Annotated in this window: 21 protein-coding genes; 12 read left to right on the top strand and 9 right to left on the bottom strand. The window is 52.5% G+C overall.

Going from position 1 to position 22,001, the window contains the following annotated elements; all coding sequences use genetic code 11:
• The first annotated feature begins 7 nt into the window (after positions 1-7).
• The 7 genes from yfkAB to IEY46_RS17345 all read left to right on the top strand — a co-directional run bounded on the left by yfkAB (position 8) and on the right by IEY46_RS17345 (position 6,322).
• Positions 8-1,144, top strand: a complete 1,137-nt coding sequence (yfkAB, locus tag IEY46_RS17375; protein ID WP_188993202.1) for a radical SAM/CxCxxxxC motif protein YfkAB — start codon at positions 8-10, stop codon at positions 1,142-1,144.
• A gap of 27 nt (positions 1,145-1,171) precedes the next feature.
• The gene (locus IEY46_RS17370) at positions 1,172-2,521 is read left to right on the top strand and encodes a hemolysin family protein (RefSeq protein WP_188993201.1); all 1,350 of its coding nucleotides are present in this window, start codon (positions 1,172-1,174) and stop codon (positions 2,519-2,521) included.
• 359 nt (positions 2,522-2,880) lie between these two features.
• A complete protein-coding gene (locus tag IEY46_RS17365; protein ID WP_188993972.1) occupies positions 2,881-3,093 on the top strand; it encodes a spore coat associated protein CotJA in 213 nt (70 codons plus the stop codon).
• Positions 3,094-3,101: 8 nt separating this feature from the next.
• Positions 3,102-3,362 (top strand): spore coat protein CotJB, encoded by a 261-nt coding sequence (locus tag IEY46_RS17360; RefSeq protein ID WP_188993200.1) that lies wholly within the window; start codon positions 3,102-3,104, stop codon positions 3,360-3,362.
• Between the two features lie 64 nt (positions 3,363-3,426).
• Positions 3,427-3,996, top strand: a complete 570-nt coding sequence (locus tag IEY46_RS17355; protein ID WP_188993199.1) for a manganese catalase family protein — start codon at positions 3,427-3,429, stop codon at positions 3,994-3,996.
• A 371-nt stretch (positions 3,997-4,367) separates the two neighbouring features.
• Positions 4,368-5,528: a phosphodiester glycosidase family protein gene (locus IEY46_RS17350; protein ID WP_188993198.1), complete on the top strand. Its 1,161-nt coding sequence runs from the start codon at positions 4,368-4,370 to the stop codon at positions 5,526-5,528.
• 89 nt (positions 5,529-5,617) lie between these two features.
• The gene (locus tag IEY46_RS17345; RefSeq protein WP_268239522.1) at positions 5,618-6,322 is read left to right on the top strand and encodes an HAD family hydrolase; all 705 of its coding nucleotides are present in this window, start codon (positions 5,618-5,620) and stop codon (positions 6,320-6,322) included.
• A 46-nt stretch (positions 6,323-6,368) separates the two neighbouring features.
• On the opposite strand, the gene IEY46_RS17340 is transcribed toward IEY46_RS17345, so the two are convergent.
• From IEY46_RS17340 to IEY46_RS17315, 6 genes are all read right to left on the bottom strand, one after another.
• Positions 6,369-7,514 carry a YheC/YheD family endospore coat-associated protein gene (locus IEY46_RS17340; RefSeq protein ID WP_188993197.1) on the bottom strand — a complete coding sequence of 382 codons (1,146 nt, stop codon included), beginning with the start codon at positions 7,512-7,514 and terminating at the stop codon, positions 6,369-6,371.
• Between the two features lie 11 nt (positions 7,515-7,525).
• Positions 7,526-8,041: a GNAT family N-acetyltransferase gene (locus IEY46_RS17335; protein WP_188993196.1), complete on the bottom strand. Its 516-nt coding sequence runs from the start codon at positions 8,039-8,041 to the stop codon at positions 7,526-7,528.
• Between the two features lie 73 nt (positions 8,042-8,114).
• On the bottom strand, positions 8,115-9,269 hold the full coding sequence (locus IEY46_RS17330; protein WP_188993195.1) for a YheC/YheD family endospore coat-associated protein: 1,155 nt from the start codon (positions 9,267-9,269) through the stop codon (positions 8,115-8,117).
• Entirely contained in the window at positions 9,269-10,642 is a 1,374-nt protein-coding gene (locus IEY46_RS17325; protein ID WP_188993194.1) for a YheC/YheD family endospore coat-associated protein, read from the bottom strand. The genes IEY46_RS17330 and IEY46_RS17325 overlap by 1 nt, the downstream gene beginning before the upstream one ends.
• 61 nt (positions 10,643-10,703) lie before the next feature.
• Positions 10,704-11,870 carry a YheC/YheD family endospore coat-associated protein gene (locus IEY46_RS17320; RefSeq protein WP_188993193.1) on the bottom strand — a complete coding sequence of 389 codons (1,167 nt, stop codon included), beginning with the start codon at positions 11,868-11,870 and terminating at the stop codon, positions 10,704-10,706.
• A 21-nt stretch (positions 11,871-11,891) separates the two neighbouring features.
• Positions 11,892-13,259, bottom strand: coding sequence for a YheC/YheD family endospore coat-associated protein (locus IEY46_RS17315; protein WP_188993192.1), 1,368 nt, complete (start codon positions 13,257-13,259; stop codon positions 11,892-11,894).
• Between the two features lie 430 nt (positions 13,260-13,689).
• On the opposite strand from IEY46_RS17315, the gene IEY46_RS17310 reads away from it, so the two are divergent.
• Together IEY46_RS17310 and IEY46_RS17305 are read left to right on the top strand one after the other, a co-directional pair.
• Entirely contained in the window at positions 13,690-14,025 is a 336-nt protein-coding gene (locus tag IEY46_RS17310) for a YlbF family regulator (protein ID WP_188993191.1), read from the top strand.
• 300 nt (positions 14,026-14,325) lie between these two features.
• A complete protein-coding gene (locus tag IEY46_RS17305) occupies positions 14,326-15,621 on the top strand; it encodes a DRTGG domain-containing protein (protein WP_188993968.1) in 1,296 nt (431 codons plus the stop codon).
• 19 nt (positions 15,622-15,640) lie between these two features.
• Here IEY46_RS17305 and IEY46_RS17300 read toward each other — a convergent pair whose 3' ends face one another.
• The 3 genes from IEY46_RS17300 to IEY46_RS17290 form a co-directional block, all read right to left on the bottom strand.
• Positions 15,641-15,937 carry a YtpI family protein gene (locus IEY46_RS17300; RefSeq protein ID WP_188993190.1) on the bottom strand — a complete coding sequence of 99 codons (297 nt, stop codon included), beginning with the start codon at positions 15,935-15,937 and terminating at the stop codon, positions 15,641-15,643.
• A gap of 122 nt (positions 15,938-16,059) precedes the next feature.
• A complete protein-coding gene (locus tag IEY46_RS17295) occupies positions 16,060-16,572 on the bottom strand; it encodes a sporulation membrane protein YtrI (protein WP_188993189.1) in 513 nt (170 codons plus the stop codon).
• 3 nt (positions 16,573-16,575) lie between these two features.
• On the bottom strand, positions 16,576-16,902 hold the full coding sequence (locus IEY46_RS17290) for a YtrH family sporulation protein (RefSeq protein WP_188993188.1): 327 nt from the start codon (positions 16,900-16,902) through the stop codon (positions 16,576-16,578).
• Positions 16,903-17,038: 136 nt separating this feature from the next.
• On the opposite strand from IEY46_RS17290, the gene IEY46_RS17285 reads away from it, so the two are divergent.
• The 3 genes from IEY46_RS17285 (at position 17,039) to IEY46_RS17275 (ending at position 21,963) form a co-directional block, all read left to right on the top strand.
• The gene (locus IEY46_RS17285) at positions 17,039-20,722 is read left to right on the top strand and encodes a DNA polymerase III subunit alpha (RefSeq protein ID WP_188993187.1); all 3,684 of its coding nucleotides are present in this window, start codon (positions 17,039-17,041) and stop codon (positions 20,720-20,722) included.
• A gap of 221 nt (positions 20,723-20,943) precedes the next feature.
• Positions 20,944-21,429, top strand: a complete 486-nt coding sequence (locus IEY46_RS17280) for a phosphatidylglycerophosphatase A family protein (protein WP_188993186.1) — start codon at positions 20,944-20,946, stop codon at positions 21,427-21,429.
• 345 nt (positions 21,430-21,774) lie between these two features.
• Positions 21,775-21,963 carry a glutamate decarboxylase gene (locus IEY46_RS17275; protein WP_188993185.1) on the top strand — a complete coding sequence of 63 codons (189 nt, stop codon included), beginning with the start codon at positions 21,775-21,777 and terminating at the stop codon, positions 21,961-21,963.
• Positions 21,964-22,001 lie beyond the last annotated feature (38 nt).

Below are 22,001 nucleotides of genomic sequence, written 5' to 3'. Positions count from 1 at the left end.
TGAAACGATGCAAAACGCTATACATACAGATCGCGCACGGGGAATCCATTCGATTTCGCCTGCCGACGATCCGTGGGATCCCATTTCTTCTCTTCGTCAGTTTGGCCGTCATCGTCTGACCAGTGTGGAGATGACCCTAACCAATTTATGCAATATGCGCTGCGAGCATTGTGCAGTCGGAGATACGCTGGTGATGACGGAGCCGGATAAGCTTCCGCTCGACATGATGCTGCAACGGCTGGATGAAATCGAGCATTTGCAGACCATAAGTATTACCGGAGGGGAGCCGACATTTTCCGGCAAAGCCGTGAACGAGTATCTGATTCCGCTTTTGAAGTATGCCCGCAGCCGGGGCGTACGCTCTCAAATTAACTCCAATATCACCCTGGATTACAGCCGATACGAGGCAATTGCCCCTTATCTGGATGTGATGCATATTTCATTCAACTATACCCATGCTGATGATTTTCACAAGGTTGGTTTTGCCAAAAGCGGTCATCCCGTCGCACGGGAAACAGCTGTCCGGATGTACGAGCGAATGATCAGCAATGCCCGCAGATTGACCGAAGGGGGCTTATTCGTATCTGCCGAGTCCATGATTAATTTCCGGACTCATGAGAAAATCGCCGAGATCCATCAGCTTATTTCGCAAATGGGCTGTCAGCGTCATGAAGTGCATCCCATGTACCCAAGTGCTTTCGCTGCTGATTTACCGGTTATAAATAAAGAGGAGATGCGCAAGGCCATTCTCCGACTGCTGGATCATCGTGATCCTTCCTTGTGGATGCTGTTTGGCACCTTGCCGTTCTTTCATTGCAGCGAGGACGCTGAGGACCGCGAATTGCTGGCGAGACTTGCAGCAGAACCGCTTGTCACGGTCCGCAACGATCCGGACGGCAGAAACCGGTTGAACGTGAATTTGTTTACGGGGGATGTTTTCGTAACGGATTTCTCGGACGTGCCGGCTTTCGGCAATATTGGTACAGACAGGCTCGACGAATTGTTCGAGCGCTGGCTCACTCATCCCCTCGCGGCTGGAGTGAATTGCCATTGCCCCGCTGCGTCCTGCTGCGGCCCAAATTTGCTGGTCAAAGACATGTACTACAGGGAAGTCGATTTTCTGGCTCGGAAGGCTATTCTATAGTGGCGATGAGAGGAGAGAACGACCCTATTGGGACATTTTGAAACAGGCCAGATTATATGGAATTTGATCATTGTTTTTGTCCTTGTCTTGTTGAACGGTTTTTTTGTGGCGGCGGAGTTCTCACTGGTTAAGGTGCGTTTGACGAGACTGACCCAGCTCTCCAATGAAGGAAATAAACGAGCCAAATATGCGCTGAAGGTCAATAGCAGGCTGGATACCTATTTGTCAGCCACGCAGCTTGGGATAACCCTGGCTTCACTGGGACTTGGCTGGGTAGGTGAGCCGGCCATATCCGAGCTCATTGTAGAGCCGCTTCTGCATCGTGTTGGCATGACCGACCCGACCGTTATTTCTTCAGTTTCGGTTATTATCGGGTTTCTTGTCATTACCTTCCTGCATATCGTGCTTGGCGAGCTCGCGCCCAAGACGCTGGCTATTCAGAAGTCGGAATCCACATCCTTATGGGCGTCCATGCCGCTATTGTGGTTTTATCGCCTTTTTCTGCCCGCTATCTGGCTGTTAAACGGCTCTGCCAACCGCTTGCTTAGACTGATTGGCGTAAAACCGGCCAGTGAACATGACTCAGCTCATACGGAAGAAGAAATCCGTATTCTGATGAATCAGAGCGCGGTTAGCGGCATCATCGATAAAGATGAGCTCAAGCTTTTTGACAACATCTTTGAGTTCTCCGACCGGCTGGCGCGCGAGGTGATGCTTCCCCGTACCGATATGGATTGTCTTTATGCAGATCTTGATTTTGCCGAAAATATGAAGACAGTCTATACAACGAAACATACGCGTTATCCGGTGTGTGTCGAAGATAAAGACCAATTAATCGGCTTTGTACATATTACAGACTTGTTGACTGCCGATCCGGATGAGGATCATTCGCTGCAGAATTTTCTGCGGCCAATCTTGAATGTGCCTGAGTCGATGGAAATCAGCCATGTGCTGAAGCTGATGCAGCGGAAGCATTCTCAGCTTGCCATCGTCGTGGATGAATATGGCGGAACCGCCGGCATGCTCACCACCGAGCTGATTCTGGAAGAAATCGTCGGCGAGATTCATGACGAGTTTGATACGGAGCAGCCGAGTGTTGTGGTGAAAGGGGATGTGACTTCAGTCGATGGCCGAATGCTGATCGAGGATGTGAATGTCATGTTTAATCTGGACATTGAAGATGATGATGTGGATTCCATTGGCGGCTGGTTGTTCACCCTTCTCGAAGGCAATCCCGTCAAAGGGAAGAAAGTCGACTATAAGCATTATGTTTTCGAAGTTGCAGAAAGCGAGCGCCTGAGGGTGCTTCGGGTCAATATTTACAGACAGCACCAGGATGAGGAGATGGAGGAGGAGCCCGTTCCCGAGGAGCATTAAGGTCTCCTCCCGTCCCAGGCAAGGTCGATTAATACAAACCGAAAGAGGCAATCTGCATCCTCCATGCAGGTTGCTTCTTTCGGTTTTTTAGCGTTAGCGGATATAGGCAGGCCAGGATGGAAAGGGACAACTCACTCAAAATTTATGGCGGGGAAAACCGGTTTATCTGCTAGGAAGAAGAACAAAATCTGGGCTCCTGTCATATGCTTACAAAAGAAGCGCCTATTAAACGAGCTGAAACGATTAAATCCGAAGGCTGTCCATACGGCCCCAGTCTATGCCCGAAAAAAACGGAGAGCAATCAAAAATCATGCTGCAACAGGCTTTCATGCAACCAAGAAGGAGGAGCTATGGTGAATATGAAACAAACCCGGGAGTGGTACCCCTTTATCGGTCCTTTTGATCCTTGTCCACCGATATATGTCAAAACCTATGTGGTGCCGCCAAACCAGTTTTTTCCGTATCAGCCGATGAATTTACCTCAATTCTCATTGGCCGAGGCCTTGAAGCGGGGAACATTGTGGCCTGCATTATTCAGTCCGTATGAATCGAAATGCGGGAAAGGGGAGTAGCGTTAGCCATGGATAAGCTTGATGAAAATTATTACAGCAAGCTGCTTGAGCTGCAGCAGCTGGATTTTGCTCTGGTTGAACTAACCCTGTTCCTGGACACCCATCCCAACGATATGCAGATTCTTCAGCAGTTCAACCAGCTTGCCCAACAAAGACAGCATGTCGCGCATGAATTTGAGATGCAGTACGGTCCCTTGCTTCAATTCGGTCACAGCTTTTCCAAATATCCGTGGCAGTGGTCGCAAACCCCATGGCCGTGGCAGGTCTGACTATCCATAAGCTAGCTTTTAGCAAATTCCATAACAGGAAGCCGGACAGGAGGGAAAGTTTGGTATGTGGATTTATGATAAAAAACTTCAATACCCGGTTCGGGTGAGCAAATGCGATCCGCGGGTAGCAAGATTTCTCGTTGAGCAATACGGAGGTGCCGATGGGGAATTATCCGCAGCGCTGCGATATCTGAATCAAAGATATACAATACCGGATAAAGTAGTCGGATTGCTGACAGACATCGGTACAGAGGAATTCGCCCACCTTGAGATGATTGCGACCATGATTTACAAACTGACGAAGGACGCCACTCCCCAGCAGTTGGAGGAAGCCGGTCTGGGTGCGCATTTTGCCAACCATGACAGCGCGCTGTTCTACAACAACGCATCGGGCGTACCCTGGACAGCTGCCTATATCGCAGCGAAAGGCGATCCTCTGGCGGATTTGTACGAGGATATTGCAGCCGAGGAGAAAGCGCGCGCCACATACCAGTGGATTATCGATATGACGGATGATGTGGATCTGCAGGACAGCTTGAAGTTTCTGCGTGAACGGGAAATCATTCATGCTATGCGCTTTAAGGAAGCGGTAGAAATCATTAAGCTCGACCGCGATACGAAGAAGGTCTACTGAGCGGAGAATATAGAAAATAAGTCATACTCATGAAGCTAAGAGAAACCGGTCCATCGACCGGTTTCTCTTTTCATTGATATCTCGATTCCTGTAGATGCAGGATTATTGCAGCCTAAATACGAGGAGGTTTTTTTTGCAGGACAAGCACTGGTTTAGTCATTTGTTTAAAAGGAAATCAATTTCATCATTAGGGAAAATCGCTTAAGTTACACGACGTGTAGTTTACTTGGATTTATACAATCAACCTATTGTGAAAACATTAAGCTGAATATGCAATGATAAAATTGATTCAGGGTCAAAACTTTTCTCTCCTTTGCTTCGTCAATGATTGCAGTATCCAATAGTAGGGAAAAGAGGAGATTGGTCTTAATATGGACTCCAAAATAACAACGACAAGAGCTTCGTCAAATAGAAAAAAAGCACCGCGCCGCTCATCTGCAAAGCCGCGCCGCCGTCCCAAAAAGCGCAGGAATAGCTTTGCAAGAGGGATGTTATTTGTGACTTTCACCGCGTTTTGGGTGGGAATCGCCGGCTTGGGCTGGTTGTTTTTGACGGAATCCGGGAATAACTTCCGTTTTTTGATGGCGGATACGCTGATTACGACCCAGCACCGGCATTGGGCCAAATACATTATCGGCCAGGAGGCTCTGGACCAGCGGGTGAAAGAATACCAGAACCGTTTTAATGAGATGGGTGAAGAACGGGATAGTCATACGATCAAGCTTCCGGCTGCAGAGGTGGCGGAGGAATCCGCTGCAGACCAGGAAAAACAGCTGGTAGAGATCGAGAAAGTTTCCGGTACCGGCTTCAGCGGTTATTTGATGACCGTATCTGATCCTACCAAAATCCGTCTTGGTGTTCCTGCAAAAGGCGGTAAAGGCGAAAAAGTGTCCAGTATGGTTAAACGGACGGGAGCGATTGCCGGTGTAAACGGCGGCGGTTTTGCCGATCCGAACTGGAAAGGCAACGGATTTCAACCGATCGGACTTGTCATTTCGCAAGGGAAGGTGTACTACGAGGATTTGGGCGGTAAGAAATCGACGCAGATCGTCGGGATCGACGGACAGGGCAAGATGGTCGCAGGACGATATTCATTGGCTGAGATCAAGTCCATGGGCGTTAAGGAGGCTGTTTCCTTCCAGCCGCGTATTATCGTTAATGGCAAAGGCCTGATCAAGAATGCGAAAGACGGCTGGGGTATTGCGCCGCGCACGGCGATGGGACAGCGGGAGGACGGCGCGATCATGTTTTTGGTGATTGACGGCAGGCAGCCAGGACACAGCATCGGAGCAAATCTTTATGACGTACAGCAGATTATGCTCAAGCATGGAGCTGTTATTGCGGCCAATCTGGACGGGGGTTCCTCAACGGTGCTTGTCAAAGACAATGAAATCATGAACAAGCCCTCCTCCGAACATGGCGAACGTTATTTGCCGACAGCCTTTCTTGTTTTTGAGCATCCCGAAAGTGTGGATATTCCCAATATTTGGTCGGGACTAAAACCAAAGGATATTGATCCTGCAAAATGGTAGAGAAGGTGGATGAGTCCCTGTTCCGAGGTTGCGCGAACAAGCGGCTTCCATTATCATAATGGAAGACTTGGAAGGGGAGAAGAAGGAAGTTGCATAACGAGAATCGTTTACGAAAACCTCAAGCTCTTATTTTCGATATGGATGGCACCTTGTTTGAAACCGATACCCTCTTGTCGGGCGTTCATGAGCGGATATTCCGGACGCTGCGGGAAGAGGGGCTATACCTGGAGCCGACGCCCCCGGTAGAGAAGCTGCTCGGATGCTTGGGCATGCTGCTGGAGGATATTTGGAGAACAATCATGCCTAACAGCTCGGAGGCTGCAAGAAAGCGCGCCGATGTGCTGATGCTGGAATATGAAGTCGAAGGGCTGGAAGCTGGCGAGGGTTCTCTTTACCCCCATGTGGAAACGACATTGCGGCAGCTGAAGGCAAGCGGCTACAAGCTGTTTGTCGCCAGCAACGGTCTGGAACGGTATGTCAAGGAGATTGTCCGGCTGAAATCCCTTTCGGAGCTGTTCGAAGGCTTGTACAGCGCCGGCGAATATGAAACCTCAACAAAAGTAGATCTGGTTGCCCGGCTCCTGAAGGACTATAATTTGGAATATGCCTGGATGATTGGGGACCGCTCATCCGATGTCGAAGCGGGCAAAGGCAATGGACTTGGCGTGATTGGATGCGCGTATGCCGTATATGGCCGCAAGGAAGAGCTGGACGGGGCGGATCGGCTCATCGGAGACTTCCGCGAGCTGCTGGATCTTGTCAGTCGGGCGGATTCCCTTCAAGGTGCAGGCTAATCTGCAGGACAACACATACCCATCAAAAACAAAATCCCGGAATGTTTCAGGTTCCGGGATTTGTTGCGGATGGAACGGCGGACTTTTCTTTCCGCCGTTTTTTTTGTTCGTAGAGCCACATGGCGTACTCCAGTGGTCTCGTAATGGCATGGCGGTAGGTATCCCTTTCTCCAGCCTGCAAAAACACTTCGCGTGCCGGCTTTGGATTGACCTCGAGCAGCCAAATCTGCCCTTTTCTGTCGATCGCCAGATCCAGCGCAAGTTCACACAGTCTGCCGTAGGACTCCTCCAGAAACGCGGCAATCTGGACGCCGAGCTCTTCCGCTTTTGCGGTCACCTTCAGGACGGTATCTTCGCTCGCAATCCATTGGCGCAGCAGCTTGCTCATCGTGATCGCCTGCCCCCCGCCATGCAAATTGGAGGTGATGCTTCCGGAGGCGCCAATCCGTCCCGCACAGCCGGTAACTTCCCATGCCCCGCTGCCGTTCTTCTGGACAAGCATCCGGTAATCGTGAACGCGTCCATTCGGCAGCTTGAGCTGGATGCCCTGCTGTACCAGGTAGCGGTTCCCTTTCAGATTCCACCCGGCCAGTCTGCCATGCAAGCCGGCGAGCGGCACTCGCTGCGGGCTGATGATGCGGCGCGACTGATCACGGCCTTGAATCAGATAGGTGCCACCCTTCTGTTTCTCGATGCGCAGAATCCCGCGGCCCCCGGTGCCGTTGATCGGTTTTAAATAAATGAGCGGATACTTTTTGATCATTTCGCTCAGATCGCTCTGGCCTTCATACAAACGGGTCAGCGGCAGGTGGGGACGGTAAGGCTCCTCTTTGCGCATTGTCCGGTACACTGTCCACTTGTTGCGCAGCACCCGGTTAAGGAAGGTCAAATGACCGTACTGCTTCCGGAACTTGCCCAGCTGCTCAAAACGGTGGCCGCGCTGTATGCGGCAGCGGTCATAGATCATATGGGGAAAGGAACGCCATTTGCGGGTCCAGGTTTTTTTGGAGGCATCGAAGATATGGGCAAAAATCCGGTTCTGTTTGTAATTGACGTCCTGAGGGGTGAAGACAAATACTTCAAGCCCGATCCGACGGCCGGCTGCGGTCATTTTCTGGTAAACCTGCTTTTCCTCAAGCAGGCCATTGTCATTCAGGTAAAGCGTTAATATGCCAAGCACGGGCTGGCCCATGCGGACTCCTCCTAGCATTCAAATCGAAGCGTTGGTTTCCCGGTGGGACCAGTGAACAGACCGGCCGCTTTCATTCCAGCATGGAAGCACATCTTCATGCTGGCGGTATTGTCTGCGGCTACGCTGCAAACAAGGCTGCCAAAATACCGGTGAAGCTCATTCATTAACTTGCTCCCAAGCCGCTTCCCCCGCTCCCGCGGATGAACAACCACCAGACAAGCCTGTTTTCCCGCATCGGCGGCAAAAGCAAAGGCGGCAAGTTTGCCGCCTTCCAGGGCGATGACAACAGCAGCAGGCTCCTTGTCGCTCCAGTTGTCTTCCAGGGGGGCTGCAGCTGTTATGGGAGCTCCAGAAGCAATCCATGGCTCTAATTGACTTACGGGCAGCCCTAATGCTTCAGGAGAAAGATGGCGAAGCTTATGCAGACCTGCGGCAGACAATCGTTGAGCGCCGTATCGCAAGGCAAAAGTAATTATGGTTCCCTTCATTCTGATCCATTCTTCAGGTGAAAGACGTCTGATTTGCATAGATCACCTCTTAAGAGTTTTCTGTAGAAAACTCACCTCGGAAGCATCCGCTTAAGAGCTTTCGGAAGAAAACTCAGTCGGCAGCCGGTATTTTCCCTTTGGTCCGAAGCAGGTAACGGCTGTATTGAAAAATGCGGTCAAGCGAGCGCTTGCGGATATCCGGCTCATCAAACTTCATCGGTTTTGAGTTGGCTTCGAAAAACCAGATCCCCCCCTCCTGATCGACACCCAGATCCATAGACATCTCCACAAGACGGTGGCCGGATCCGCGCTCAATCTGACGGGCGATCAAGAGGGCAGTCGAGCGCGTCTTACTCATTAGTTTACGCGCCTCTTCTGGTCCAAATGCGCTGACAAGCAGCCTTTCGGGATCATCAATACTGCCGCCACGGGGAACATGCGTGGTAATGCTGGACGATCCGGCCACCCGTGCACCGATGCCCGATATATCCCATTGACCGCGCTGATTCTTCTGGATAAGTGCTCTCAAATCAAACGAACGGTCATTGATGGCTGCCAGCTTGATGCCTTGCTGGGCAATATACCGCTCACCGGAGCATTCCTTCCTGACCTTCAGCCATAGATTGCCAAGCGTGCTGCAATGATAGGTTATGCTTTTCTTGTCTCCCTGAATTCTGAGCCGGTAAGGGGAGGATTTCTCGGACCGGACGAGAATGGTCATAATTCCCTTGCCTGCTTTGCCGCTTATGGGCTTGAGATAAAGATATTTATGCTTCAGCATCATTCTGCCCAGACCTTCCTGGGAGAGCATGCGCCTGGTAGTCGGAATAAAAGGTTTGGTGGATTGCGAATTCCGCAGCCACTTGAATAGACTCCATTTGTTAAAGAAAGCAGGATTAAACAAAATGATGCGTGGACTCCGCATGCAGGCGGCAATTTTGCGTCTGACCTCCGGAAGCAGTTCATCCTCCCTCAGAGGAATGCGGTTATAGATCAGGTCAGGAAAGGGAAGCTTCTGCTTAACCCAGCAGTCCGTTCCCGGCTCATAGATAAATCCGTTCAAAACATTGCGCGTCAGCTTGAGCTGGTTCACCGTCAGTACATAGACGATGAAGCCCTGCTCGCGCCCGGCCAGAATCAGGTCAGCAAAATTGTTGCGGTTGCCCCGAAACAGTTGAATGTCATCCCCGATGGTGAGGATGGCCAGAACCGGCCGTTTGTTTTGAACAGCTATTACTGCTGAATGATCCTGGAGAGCGCCATCCATCAGCCATTCCCCCTGCGGAATTTACTGAGATACATGCAGTGATCCAGAATGTGAGCGAGGGAGGCGCGCCCTTCAGAACGCAGAGCGGGGTGGCTGAAGATCGAGCGGCCCGGCTTCGCATTCGCTTCAAACATCCATACCTCGCCATTTTTGTCGATCCCCAGATCAAGACCTAACTCTCCCAATGTATGGGGGAAGTTGCGTTCGATGGCTTCGGACAGTTTGATGGAAATCTTCTTCGCTTTCTGTAACATTTCATCGGCTTGATCGCCGAAGGTTTTGCTAAGGGCCTGTTCAGGCGTCAGGAGCGAACCGCCGTTTTTGATATGGGTGGTTACACTGCCGCGGCCGGCTTTTTTGGCGCCAATGCCGACCGGAACCCAATCGTTGTTTCCGTTCTTGTGCATATGAAAACGGAAATCAATCGGACAGCCGTCGATTTCAATCAGACGAACGCCCTGCTGACAGACATAACGTTCCAGACCGCTGCGATGGCGCGCCTGCAGCATGCGCATCAAACTGTTAAAGTTTGTAAAACGGAGCAGGACATTGGTGTTGTTGCGCCGGTACCTGGCGAAGTACCCCCGCTTGGGATTGTAGGTCAGTCTGTAAATGCCGATACCCAGACTGCCTGCTGTCGGTTTGTAATAAATAAACTGATGCTTTTCCAGCATTTCTTTTATTTTATCGGGCCGTGGGTTATTTACCGATTCAGGCAAATGGGCCAATGCCTCAACATCCTGGTCAAGAAGCTTATACACATCGGATTTGTTGAAGAAGCTCCAGTTAAAAAAAGGTATTTGCTTACGGATAAAACGCTCGCGAAGGGAAGTGATCGTCGAAGTGGTTTCCGCTCTCCTGCTTGGAAGACGGTTATAGACGACATCCGGCAGCGAGACAATTTTGCGATACCACCCGCCCTGGCTGTTCAGAAAATAGCCGTTCACCTTCTCCTGCTCCCAGTTAATGTCACGCGGCGTAAAAGCAAAAAAGTAAGCCTTTTGTTCTCCCATTCGTATCAGCTGGCGGATATAGCCGGTCCGCGCACCAAACGGCGAGTTGGAAGAACGGAGCTCCGAGTCGGTTAAAATGCCGATCAGCGGCCCAAGCTGTACTTCATTGTCAGTTTCTTGAAGCAGTGATATGGTTCCGGTCTTTGGGACGCGGATCGTATTTCGGACGCCGGCGGACAAATACAGATGAGAACCCCGCCGGTTTATAGTCCTGATGGCTGCGGTAATCGTTTCTTTGCCAAGCTTCAGATGGACCGATTTTTTGCCGGCCAGCTTCAGCGTTTTGAGGAGCGAGCTCGACAAGTAGACGATTCTCTCGCTTTGCGGTGAGAAATGTACATGGCACGAAGTCAAACTCATGGATGAACCTCCTGGACGTATATCCTTTGGATTGCCTCAATAGGTACTACTGGCGGCAGTGTCATGGCGTTTGGAGCGCAATGCGGTTGTCGGGACTGAAAACGGGATTCCGGCGGCCGGCCAGCCATCTGGCATACCGAAGGGGTTGGAGTACGGCAGTTGACGCTGCACGGCTGTCGCCTGCGAATGCCAAGCGGCCCGGCTTCGCATTTGCTTCGAGCAGCCACAATCTGCCATCCGGCTCAATGCCAAAGTCAAAGCCGATTTCAGCCAGCCGCCCGCAGTGCTGCTCCAATCGATGCGCGGCTCGCTCGCTGATCCGGCGAATTTGTGCAAGCAGAGAGTCGGAAGCGGATTTTCCAAAACGCACGGTTAACGATTCGCTGGCCATAACAGCACGGCCGCCTCCATGGAGGTTGGACGTAACACTGCCCTCCCCTCCTTCGCGAAGCGCCGCTCCGGTGAAAGACCAGCGACCGGCGCTGTTCTTCTGAATCAGCGCTCTGACATCAAACGGCCGGCCGTTTTCCCCTGTCAGGCGCAAGTATGGCTGTACGAGATAAGGGATACCGAAGGTGAAGCGCTGGAGCCATTGCTCAGCCTCCTGCAGCTGATGAAACTGGAAAGCGATGGTATTGTTGCAGCGGTCGCGTCCTGTAAGCTCATAACCGGAGCTGGAAGGAAACAGATGAATGGCGCCTTTGCCATGAGTCCCTGCAGCGGGCTTGAGAAACAGTCCATAGGTTTGCAACTGGTCAAGTGCCGTCAGCGTTTGTGTCCCTTCGTAGCGTACGGTGGGCACAAGAAAGGGGCGGAGCTGCCCATCCTGCTGAAGAAGGGTATGAACGTTCCATTTATCCGGCAGCGAGCCATTCATCAGGATGAAAGGATGGTTTTGCTTCAAATCGGATAATAACCGTGCGCGCAGTTGGAGCTGTTTCGCGCTTGTGCACAGGGTTCGATCGTAAACGATATCCGGCAGCGGCAAGCGGGTTTTCAGCCACTCCTTCTGTCCCAGCGCATAACCGGTAATCCCGCTGGCATCCGGTGAGCCTGAAGCATCAAACAAATAGACGTCGATGCCAAGTTTGCGGCCGATTCTGCACAATTGCCTGCAAAACAAGTCTTCTGGCATCTGTAGAGGAGGAGGGTTCGCACGTTCCCCTTCACGGGCGGACCATCGGCTGACCATGATTCCAAGATATACCGGGTGCCGCGCTTTCGTCATCGCTCGCTTCTCCCCTTTGCATTAAAAATGGGTTAAATGCCTGGCATACCTGATCATGTTTCGTACGGAAGGGCGGATCTTCTGATCGGGCAAAGGCGTGTTGTCATTCTTGGACGGTTTGGAATTAACCTCGATCAGCCATACGCGGCCATTGGAATCCAGCGCAAGGTCAATGCCTAATTCTCCGAAATGGGCAGGGATGAAGGTGTCTATTCCTTTGGCGATTTCCAGCGCGGCCCGCTGAAGACGCGCAGGCGCACCCTGGGCATGCTGTCCGGTCAGGTTCGACTTCAGAACCGCTTCTTTCGCCGTGCTGAGTGTGCCCCCCCGGGCCAGATTGGAAACGAAATGATGATTGCCAGCTGTACGGGCAACAATCGACGTAAGGGTCCATTTACCGGTTTCGTTCTTTTGGACAAGCGCACGGAAATCGACCGGTCTGCCGCTGATATTAATGAGATGGAGACCCTGCTGAATCTGGTAACGGACGGTTTTCATTTTGCCGGAAACGGAGGAAAACAGTTTGAGCAGACTGGTGAAATGCTGCTTGCGGGTGCCGCCTACCGTTGCATAAAGAGCTTGGTACGAATCCTTGTCGAGACGCGAGATCCGGATGATTCCTTTGCCGAGACTCCCGCGCACCGGCTTTAGAAACACTGTGGAATACCGGGAGCACATCGACGTGAGCATCTTGTAATTCCGCAGAACATGAGACTCCGGAAGATATTTGATGAGAGCGGGATCCTTCTGCAAGGCTTCAAAAACCTCAGGCTTATCGAGAAATTTCTCATTGAATATCGTCGTGTTGTGACGCGACTTCGCTTCTTTCAGAAAATGCTGTACATTGGATTTGTTTTCCAGCTTCCGGGATGTTAGCCGGTTATTGACCACATCCGGTGCGGGAACGGTTGCTTTGCGCCAGCCCTCCGCATAGACCCAGCCTTCGACAGTGCTGGAATTCCCGGCAATATGGCTGGGTGTAAAGAAGTAAACATGAGCACCTTGAACGGCGCATGCATCGACGAGCTCCTTGCAGAACAATGTAATCGAGCCAAAAGGCCGGTCTTTCATATCGGGATAGTCGCGACTGATCAGTACGCCGATAAGCGGCCCCAGCGACAGCGTAGAGCTTTCGCTGCTGTATTGAATTCGAAGAGTCGTACTGGCGAGGATCCCCATACGTCTGGCCAGATTTTGACCTATCCGCATCCCGTCGAATCTTTCGACTGGCACGACCTTGACCGGGAGGCGTAGAGCCCCGAATTTGAGTGTAACCGGCTGGACCTGCGGAATTTTCCACTGTTTCAAATAAGTCTCGCCTAACATGATCGCATCATCCGGCAAGATGCCTGAGCTGATCACCTGAACGGCGACTTTCGATTTCAGCATCGCGGAGCTCCTTCCAAGCTGGAGGATGATGGAGTGCGGCTAATGGTCTCGGGATTTTTTTCACGAATTAATTCATCATATGAGGACATCTATACCTTGGTGATTAGCCGTTTGGATCCGTTTTGCCCGGGACGCTTGGATCAGACGGCCTTTTGAACTGGAACGGACAAAAAGGCTGGAAAGATCATACAGTCTGTACAACGCAGAAGGATTGCCTCTTGCCGCAATACCGGCCGATAGACAGAAGGAAAGGGGCCAAGCCGCATGCCTGCAGGACAGAGTTTGCATATTTGGGCGGTTGTGACATGCCCGATTGCATGCGGTAAACACGGGGATACTTGACTTCCTGTTTCTTGGTATATAGGATATAGGGATATGTTTCGTTCTTAAGCAGTCAAAGGACATCATAATGAAGGAGGCTTTATTTTACATGAGTGTATATGACAAAGCGCATGAACTTACGAAAGCGTTACAAGATAGCGAAGAAGCCAAGGAGCTGAGTGCCGCGCTCCAGGCCGCGCGCAGCAACCCTGAAGCCAAACGGATGATGGATGATTTCCGCGGGAAGCAATCCGTCTTGCAGCAAAAAATGGCAGCTGGAGAACAGCCGTCGCCGTCAGATGTTGAAATGATGGACAGCCTGTATAAGCAGGTCAATCAAAACCCTCTGCTGCAGCGTGCATTTGATGCGGAAAGAAAATTCAGTGTCGTATTCGAAGATGTGACGCGCATTGTGACCGAATCCCTTCGCGATATCATGGAATAAGAAAAAAGCCCGTTACCGGTGGTCGAAGCCGATATCGGGCTTTTATTTTGCGGGTCAGCCTATGCCGCCATACCCGGATGTGAACTTGCGGCCGATCACGGCGGGAACGGTCCAGGAATTCACGCAAAAGCCTGGCGGGAAGGATAGGTTTTTTCATCCACGTTATTCATCTACTTTACTTGCTTTTTTGTTAAAATGGAAATAACGGTCCGCATGTAATTGTCGGACGAAAAGAGGAGGAAACAATAGGTGGCTTCCGGTGGAAAAGGTCAGGATACGCCAACCAAGCATGAGCGGCTAATGCACTATATCGAGCAGTTGAAGGTTGGGACCAAGCTGTCTGTGCGAAAAATGGCGGAGGATTTGGAGGTCAGTGAAGGGACAGCCTACAAGGCCATAAAAGAAGCGGAAATGCTTGGATTGGTCAATACCAAAGAAAGAATCGGGACGGTCCGGATCGAACGGAAAAAGAGAGGTACACAAAGCAGAATTACCTTTGGCGAGGTTGCGGAAATTGTGGAAGGCGAATTATTCGGAGGGGCTGCTGGGCTGGATAAGACACTGCATAAGCTGGTGATCGGTGCCATGGAGCTGACCGCCATGATCCGTTATATCGATTCCGGAAGTCTGCTCATTGTCGGCAACAGGGAGGGCGCCCACCGCATAGCGCTCGAACAGGGGGCAGGTGTTCTGATTACGGGCGGATTCGGCACAAGCGACGAGGTTACGCAGCTGGCCGACCAGCGCGGACTGCCTATTATTTCGTCCAAGCACGATACCTTTACCGTCGCCTCAATGATTAACAGGGCGATGTTCGACCGGTTGATCCGTCAGAAAATCATGCTGGTTGAAGATATTGTGACCTACAGCAGGCCGGTTGTAACGATGCGGCTTGGCGAAACAGCGGCTGATTTTTACCGGTTGTCCAAGCGGACGAAGGGGTCCCGTTTCCCTGTACTGGATGAAAGGGGCCGCGTTGTAGGCATGATGACGGCCAAGGATGCCGAAGGGGCCGCAGAAACGCAGCTGGTAGACAAGCTGATGTCGCGCAGCCCGATTACAGCCGCACCGAATATTCCCATTGCCTCCGCTGCGCATACGATGGCGGCCGAGAGCATTGATCTGCTTCCTATTGTCGATAAGAACCGGAAGCTGCTTGCGGCTATCAGCCGCAGCGAGGTGCTGGAGGCCATGCGGTATGCCGGAAAACAGCAGGAATCCGGGGATACGTTTGAAGATTTAATCGGTGCGGGATTCGAGAAGCTCCCGAAAGAGCCAGGAGGGCAATTCGGTTATAAGGGGAGAATCACCCCGCAGATGTCAGGCTCGCTGGGCAGCATATCCGAAGGCGTGCTCGTCACGCTGATGACGCAGGCAGCCCGCAGTTTGGTCCGTGAGCTGGGCAAGCAGGATCACGTGATTGAGAGCATGACAAGTTATTTTGTCCGCCCGGTTCAGCTTGAGAGCGAAGTCGTCATCATTCCCCGGCTTCTGGAGATAAGCCGAAAAAGCGCCAAGCTGGAAGTGGAAGCGGAGGATTCCGGCGGCCTTGCGGCCAAAGCCATGCTCGCAGTCCAGCTTATTGATCCGTTCTGAAGGGAGGGAGTTGGTACGCTTAAGATTTCATGGATCGGTATACGTTGTGGTTGCGGAGGCCGGCAAACAGATTGAACAGCCCCAGCACAATAAACAGGGCGCCGAATATCACCTTGATCGTGGACCCGCTGTAGGCAAGCATGAAGAATAAGGCGATCAGCACCAGCATGATTCCCATGCAGATATTGGTGCGGGCGGCATTAAGCCCCCGTACCCGCGGGTCCGGCGATCGGCGTGATTTGAAACTGTAGGTGACTGACAGCACCGAGGTTAGCAAAATCAGAATAAGCAACAGCCAATGCAGGGTTGTAACCATAACGAGAGTAGCAGCTCCTTCGAGGCGATAGAATAGTGGCTTTATTGTATCATAAGCCAACTGCGCTTGCGATAAAACGGATGATCCGTAACCCGGAGCGTCCGAAATCGACTGCTTATCCGTTAACGGGGAGGCAGTTCCAATGGCTGTGTCGTGAACCAGACGCGCAGCATATTATCGACAACAAGCATGGTTTTAATCTCGACGACATAATCGCCATCATGCACATTCATATAGACCTTCCTCTCGAGTAGCAGCCGCGCAAGCTTGGCATCGGAGTCGATATCGTAGATGCTTCTTCCGATCAGCACACCCAAATCCTCTTTAATCCGCCGTTTAAGCTCCGCCTTCGTTAACTCATCCAGCGTCTTGACCTTGGTTTTTTCCCTTGCCTGCTCAAGTACGGGCTGGATGCTTTTGATGACGGTGTGCTGGTCCTTGAACTGATTGAGCCGTTTAATATCATCTTCGTACTGCTGCAGTCTGTCTTCCATTTCCATCGTCACATTCTTTAACGCATTGAAGTTCATAAAAAAAATAGACTGGTATACCGCTGCCCCGATAATCGCGCCGACAACCAGCAGGGCGGCTCCTTGCGAGAGTCGGGCATAACGCTCGAACTGGGGGACTCTCATGCGCTAAACCGCCCCCCTGCACATCCAGCGGATAAGCTCTGTCCCCATATGGGCGCCAAGAAAACTGCAAATAATTAGCGCGATTTGCTGCGCAACCGGCGACAGATGTCCCTCCAGAAAATTACTCTCTATTACCCTGATTGGATCGATTGAGCCGCCCACGGCAGCCACCAGCGCCCATATTTTAAGCTGGGATGCGGTTTTGAGCATGATGGCTGCCGGGGGCATCAGCACAAACACGGAACCGATGCCGGCGAGCATCGAGCCCCCGAAAACAACACCGAAGGCGATAAAGAAGTCTATAATGGCTTTTGATACCAATGGACTCATTGTGCTCGTTCACCTGCCTGACGGATTCGTAAGGAGGACGCTCGTCCCTCCTTGTTCATTGTATGGGCGTGCAACCCTCCAATATGATAAACTAATATAAAATGATGCACCGACTAACGGGAAGGAATAGATGGCGATGAGCGGCGAAACAAACTTTGTGCACTTACACGTTCATAGCGAATATAGTCTGCTGGATGGGGCCGCCCGGATAAGAGACCTCGTTAAACGGGCAAAGGACCTGGGTATGAAGGCGCTGGCACTGACTGATCACGGGGTCATGTACGGCGCCATTCCGTTCTATAAGGCCTGCAGGGAGCAAGGGATCAAGCCTATAATCGGCTGTGAGGTATATTTGACGACGGGCTCGCGGTACGAGAAGGGCGCGCGCAAGGATAATCCGACGTATCATTTGATATTGCTGGCCAAAAATGAAACGGGTTACCGCAATCTGATGAAGCTGACCTCGATCGCCCATCTGGAAGGCTTTCATTACAAACCGCGGGTCGATCTGGAATCGCTGGCGGCTCATGCGGAAGGCCTTGTCTGTCTGAGTTCCTGCCTGATGGGGGAAGTTTCGCAGCATCTGCTTCACGACCGGCCGGAGCAGGCGAAGAAGTCGGCGCTTCGTTACCGCAGTATGTTCGGCGACGACTTTTATCTGGAGCTGCAGGATCATGGCATGCTGGACCAGAAGAAAGTCGTGCAGGGAATGATCGCGCTGTCGGAGGAGACCGGGATTCCGCTTGCGGCCACAAACGATGTTCATTACATCCTTCCGGAGGACGCGGCGATGCAGGATGTGCTTATCTGTATCGGCACCGGCAAAACGACGGAGGATGCCGACCGGATGAAGATGCTGACCAATCAGATGTATCTCAAGAGCGCAGACGAGATGGAGCTGCTCTTCCGCCAGGCGCCACAGGCGCTTGCCCATACCGTGGACATTGCGGATAAATGCCAGCTTGAGCTCGCCTTTGGGCGTGCCCTTCTTCCTTCCTTCAGTCCGATCCCGGCAGAAATGACATCCGCATCGTATTTGTCCGTACTCTGCGCGGAAGGGCTCGAAGCCCGCTACCATGCAGATCCGCAGTGGGAGGGAGATCCGGATTTCCGCCAGCGGGCGGAGGAGCGCCTGCGGTACGAGCTTTCGGTCATAGAGAACATGGGCTTCAGCGACTATTTTCTGATCGTATGGGACTTTATCCGCTTCTCCCACGAGCAGGGCATCCGCACCGGACCGGGCCGGGGCTCCTCGGCGGGCAGTCTGGTGGCGTATACGCTGCGGATAACGGATGTCGATCCGCTGAAATACAAGCTATTGTTCGAGCGTTTCCTTAATCCCGAGCGAATAACAATGCCCGATATCGACATTGATTTTAATGATGAGCGGCGGGACGAAGTAATCAGTTATGTTTCGGCAAAATACGGGGAAGAACATGTAGCCCAGATTATCACCTTCGGTACGATGGCGGCCAAGGCGGCGGTCCGCGATGTCGGGCGCGCAATGGCGGTGCCGTTCGCCGAGGTGGACCGTGCGGCGAAGCTGATTCCCCGCCAGCTCGGCGTTACGCTGGCGGAAGCGGTGCGCACAAGCGCCGAGCTTCGTGAAGCCTGCGAGAAGCAGCCCAGGACCGGAGCGCTGATGCAGATGGCCATGAAGGTCGAAGGGATGCCTCGCCATGCTTCCACCCATGCCGCCGGTGTCGTCATATCCGGGGAGCCGCTGACGCAATATGTACCGCTGCAGGCAGGAAGCGAGCATGCGGCGCTGACCCAGTATTCCATGGAGCATCTGGAATCCATCGGTCTGCTGAAAATGGATTTCCTCGGTCTGCGCACGCTGTCGATTCTGGAGCGAGCCCTGAATTGGGTGAAGCTTGCGCATGGCATTACCGTGGATTTTCGCTTCATTCCCGACAACGATCCGGCAACCTACGCCATGCTGACGCGGGGAGAGACGACTGGCATATTTCAACTGGAGTCGGCCGGCGTCAGACGGGTGCTTCGCGATTTGAAGCCGACGCAATTTGAAGATATCGTATCGGTCGTGGCTCTTTACCGCCCGGGACCGATGGAGTTTATACCGAAATATATTCAAGGCAAGCATGGCTCTATCGCGGTGGAATATCCGCATCCGGACCTTGCGCCGATTCTGTCGGATACCTACGGCATTATCGTCTACCAGGAGCAGATTATGCAGATTGCATCATCCATGGCAGGGTTCTCCCTTGGCGAAGCCGATCTGCTGCGGCGCGCCGTGTCCAAGAAGAAACGGGAGGTGCTGGATGAGCAGAGGGCGCATTTTGTCGAAGGCAGCCTGAAACTAAGCTATACGGCTGATGAGGCGAATCGGGTCTATGATATGATCGTCCGCTTTGCGGATTACGGTTTTCCCCGGGCCCATGCCGCCGCTTATGGCGTCCTTGCTTTTCAGACGGCTTGGCTAAAAGCGAATTATCCCGTTATCTTTATGGCTGCGATGCTGGCTTCCGTTACGGGAAATCAGCATAAAACGGCGGAATTCGTCGATGAAAGCCGCCGGATGGGCATCGAAGTCCTGACTCCGGATATCAATGAAAGCCATGTCAGCTTTACACCTGTGGGGCAGGCGATCCGTTTCGGCTTGGCTGCAATTAAGAATGTCGGAACGCAGGCGATTGAATCGCTGCTTAAGGAACGGGCCGAACGGCCCTTTGACAGCCTGCTTGATTTGTGCCGGCGCGCAGATCTCCGGGTCGTCAACAAGCGTGTTCTGGAGTCGCTGATCCAGGCGGGAGCCTGCGACAGCCTCGCGGAGCATCGGGCGCAGCTGGTGGCTGTGCTCGATGAGACCGTGGAGGCGGCTCTCCGGTGGAGGAAGGAACGGGAAGAGCTTCAGATCGAGCTGTTCGGCTTCGAGGAGGTTCAGAACTGGGATGTGGAGATGCCCCAGGTACAGCCGTTCACAACCGGACAGCTGCTGGCGTTTGAACGGGAGCTGCTTGGCTTGTACTTATCCGGCCACCCGCTCGACGATTATGGGAAGCAGCTGTCAGAGCTTCCGCTGGACCGCCTCGTGGATCTTGGGGAAGCACCGGAAGGCGGGAACGCCCTGATTGCCGGCATGATCGTATCGTCCAAGCCGTTCACGACACGCAAAGGCCAGGCGATGGCTTTTCTCGAGCTTGAGGATCGGGTTATGCGGGTGGAAACCGTCGTGTTTCCCACCTCGTGGAGCCGGTACTCCGCGCATCTTAACCCCGGCAGCCTTGTCGTGATACTGGCAACCGTGCAGCATCAGGATGATGACTTTAAGCTGATTGTGGAGGATGTTCTGCCGCTGGAGAGTTATACGCAGAAGGAGCTGGCGGATCAGGTCCAGCGCTTGGAGGCTAGGGCACGCAGCAAGCCGTCCCGCCGCGGGAGCTCCCCGTCACCGAGCCAGACGCCTCCCAAGCCAGGCGCGCAGAGCCAGGGAGCCCGTCCGGCAGTGAACGCCTTGAAGAGTGCTTCGGGGTTAGATGCCTCTCCTGAAGCGAAGAGCGAACCGCCAATGGAGTCGGGAAAAAATCGCTCAGTGGCGAGAAGCGGGAATGGGGCCGCCGGCAGGAAGCAGCAGCGGGTCTATATAAAGATTCCGGCTGGGCGCGAGGCGCCTGGCGTTCTGGAACAGCTCAAAGCACTGCTCGCCGGAAGCGCGGGTACGCTGGAAACTGTTCTATTCTATGAAAAGGAACAAAAAACGGTCGTATTGAACGCCTCTTACCGCGTGAAACCTTCTCCCGAGCTGCTGCTGGAGATTGAGTCACTGCTCGGGAAAGGATCGGCTGTTGTGAAATAATCAAAAAAAGTTTCCATAACCTTACGGTAAATCCATGCACATGTTATTCCCTGTCCGCATACATTTAGATGACACGGAGCTTCTTAATCGCACAGGTTTTGCATAACGTGCAGTGAGAAGCACCCTATTTCGCCGTTTGCCCGAAGCTGCGGCAGCGAAGCTTTCTTGTCATGAAGCAGTTGCTGCTGTATTTCGTACAAGCAGCTGCGGGGGGAATATGAATGTCATCCGATATGGAGAAATGGCTGCTGAGACGGGGTGTCTCTACGCTCAGCATTGCGGAAATTGTCATGTCGCTGCAGCGTCCTTACAATTCACAGCTAACGATTGAGGAATGCATGGAGAGTGTAAATACTGTGTTGTCCAAACGAGAGGTGCAGTATGTCCTGTATACAGGCATAGCGCTGGATGAACTGGCAGAGCGCAAGCTTCTGCCCGAGCCGCTGCAAGCCATCATGGAGGCGGACGAATCGCTATACGGCGTCGACGAAACACTGGCGCTGGGCATAACCAGCGTCTACGGCATGATCGGGCTTACGAGCTTCGGCTATCTGGACAAAGTAAAACCGGGAATTATTCACAAGCTCAACGAAAAAAGCAGCGGCATCCATGTATTTCTTGATGATCTTGTGGCCGGCCTGGCGGCTGCGGCTTCGGCCCGTATTGCTCATCAGAACAGTAATGCCAACCGTTATGGCCCCTCATAATAATTGGCGGATGAGGGGGGAAATGGAGCTCGGGGGAGCAGGTTCCCCCGTTGCGCCGTTGCGGTGAAAACTAAACATATGCTATCATTATGAGATCATATGCCCAAGTGAAGCGGAAGTAACCAAGTGAATGATGCGTCAGAACAGCGTTTAACCGGACAAGTCAGCATCAGCGCTGTTTGAAAAATGGTGGGGAATACGACGGTTGCCGGATTCATGTTACGTTTTGATTATAGAGAAGTTTGAGACAGAGATTGACTTTTTCTATAATTTTGAGGGAAGAGATCTATCGGGTGGGACTTTCGCCCAGCTATTTCTTTTTACCCAAGTTCAGGAGGTTCCTTCATGTGGACGGTTATTTATATCGCGCCTACGGCAAAAATTGCGGAGAGCATCAAAAACCGGCTGACGCAGGAAGGGTTTCTCGTAAAGATCCGACCGATAAACGTGTCCAAGCAGCAGTACGAAATCTTGGTCCCGTCCGGCGAACTGGAAGAAGTGCAGGAAATGTTGAACAATATTTTAAACTCGTGAGCGATAACATAAACTACTGCGCCCCCAAAGAGGTGTAA

This window comes from Paenibacillus nasutitermitis (genome assembly GCF_014641075.1).
GTDB classification, from domain to species: domain Bacteria; phylum Bacillota; class Bacilli; order Paenibacillales; family Paenibacillaceae; genus Paenibacillus_Z; species Paenibacillus_Z nasutitermitis.
Note: the sequence above shows the minus strand (reverse complement) of the source record. Positions and strands in the feature narration are given on the sequence as shown.